The 1,881-nt window shown below is 42.7% G+C and carries 1 protein-coding gene and 4 tRNA genes; 4 read left to right on the forward strand and 1 reads right to left on the reverse strand.

All coding sequences use genetic code 11. The annotated features are described in order from the left end of the window. Positions 1–139: 139 nt before the first annotated feature. The 4 genes from ACFRAR_RS38675 to ACFRAR_RS38690 all read left to right on the forward strand — a co-directional run bounded on the left by ACFRAR_RS38675 (position 140) and on the right by ACFRAR_RS38690 (position 470). A tRNA-Gln gene (locus ACFRAR_RS38675) sits at positions 140–214 on the forward strand. A gap of 5 nt (positions 215–219) precedes the next feature. Continuing rightward, positions 220–294 (forward strand) — tRNA-Gly (locus ACFRAR_RS38680). 14 nt (positions 295–308) lie between these two features. Beyond that, positions 309–379: transfer RNA gene (locus ACFRAR_RS38685), tRNA-Cys, on the forward strand. A gap of 9 nt (positions 380–388) precedes the next feature. Continuing rightward, a tRNA-Leu gene (locus tag ACFRAR_RS38690) sits at positions 389–470 on the forward strand. A 64-nt stretch (positions 471–534) separates the two neighbouring features. Here the strand turns inward: ACFRAR_RS38690 and ACFRAR_RS38695 are convergent. Then, positions 535–1,685, reverse strand: a protein-coding gene (locus ACFRAR_RS38695; RefSeq protein ID WP_087614160.1) for an IS3 family transposase whose coding sequence is annotated in 2 segments (ribosomal slippage) — positions 535–1,412 and positions 1,412–1,685 — 1,152 coding nt in all. Because the reading frame shifts where the segments join, the coding sequence is not laid out codon by codon here. Between the last annotated feature and the right edge of the window lie 196 nt (positions 1,686–1,881).

Raw genomic sequence — 1,881 nt, forward strand, 5'->3', positions numbered from 1 at the left:
CGAAGTGGCTAAACGCGGCGGACTGTACATCCGCTCCTTCGGGTTCGGCAGTTCGAATCTGCCCCCCTCCACCATTTTCTTTAAAATAACCTGAGAGGGTTTATTTTTTTGAAAAGATAACCATACTAGTAAATATTAATGGGCTATAGCCAAGCGGTAAGGCAACGGACTTTGACTCCGTCATGCGCTGGTTCGAATCCAGCTAGCCCAGCCATTTTTGCGGAAGTAGTTCAGTGGTAGAATACAACCTTGCCAAGGTTGGGGTCGCGGGTTCGAATCCCGTCTTCCGCTCCAATAAAATTTAACATGGCGGCATAGCCAAGTGGTAAGGCAGAGGTCTGCAAAACCTTTACCACCGGTTCAAATCCGGTTGCCGCCTTTCTTTTGTGCCGGTGTGGCGGAATTGGCAGACGCGCACGACTCAAAATCGTGTTCCTTCTGGAGTGTCGGTTCGACCCCGACCACCGGTATACTGAAAAACCCGTTTCTTAATGGGACTGACCCCCGTTTTTGAGACAGGGATCAAAACACCTTTTAAACAGCCAATTGCCGATAATTTATCGGTGATTGGTTGTTTAGTTTCGTTTGAATACGAATATTGTTATAATAATGAATGTATTCTATGACAGTGCGTTCTACGATGGCGGTCGTGGTTCGATCAATGCTGTTAAGATAGAACGTTTCAGACTTTAGTGAGGAATGAAACGATTCGATGGAGGCATTATCAGCGGGTGTCCCTTTGCGGGACATGCTCATGGTAATGCCTTTTGTTTTAACAGCTTTCTGATACTCGTAAGATGTATACACAGATCCTTGGTCACTATGTAACACGCAGTTCTCAGGCAGTGTTGGCAGTTGATCAAGTGTGTGTAAGACAAAGTCTGTGTCCTGCTTATCTCCAATCGTAAAAGCAATCACTTCTCCATTATATACATCCAATATACTGGAAAGGTACAATTGTTTCTGTCCATAAGGCAAATACGTGATGTCTGTTACTAGTTTTTCAAGAGGATGATCAGACTGAAAGTTCCGATCTAATATATTGTCGACCACGGCATATGGCTGCCCATTCTTCTTGCGCTTTTTCACCTTAACCCGGCACTGCCACTGATTTTTCTGCATAATACGCTGAACCGTTTTATGGTTAATACACATTCTCTTTTTTAATATAGCTGTGATTTTTCGATATCCATATCGATACTGGTGCTCTCGGCACAACGTGCCGATTTGTTTTTCTAAATGGCGCTTGGGATGATCTTTCTTCAGATTCTTCTTCCAACGATAATAAGACGAGCGAGAGATACCTAAATGAATACAGATATCCTGCACGGTCATTGTGCTGTGCAATTCTTCTACAAGTTCGACTGACGTTTGGCTATCAACTTCCTTTCCAATTCGTTGTACTTTTTTAACACTTCATTCTGTTGTCTCAGATATCGATTCTCTGCCTGCAGTTTCTCTAATTCGGAAGAATACTCCGGACCTTTTCCATAAGTGTATTGCTTACCAACAGGCTGTTCAAATCGATGTGTATCACCAGCCTTATACCATCTGACCCATGTCTTAATCTGCGTATTATTTTTGATATTCAACTCCTGCATGATCTCTTTCATAGGTACGCCTGCCAATCTCATTTCTACAGCCTTCTGTTTCACTTCAACCGGATAACTCACTCTTGTCCCCATAGAAAAAACACCTCCAAGTCTAATTTCGGATAACAATCATCCGTATTCAAACTTGAAGGTGTTTTTATTTGTCTCATCTTATGGGGTCAGTCCCATAAGCTGAGTGGCTTTTTTAATGGATGAGGTGCAGGGCTAATGATCCGAGCCATTTAAAGATATGAATCAGAGGTACCGACAAAAACAGAAGTTCAACATA

Origin of the sequence: Kitasatospora sp. NPDC056651 (assembly GCF_042792155.1) — a bacterium.
Lineage (GTDB): Bacteria > Actinomycetota > Actinomycetes > Streptomycetales > Streptomycetaceae > Kitasatospora.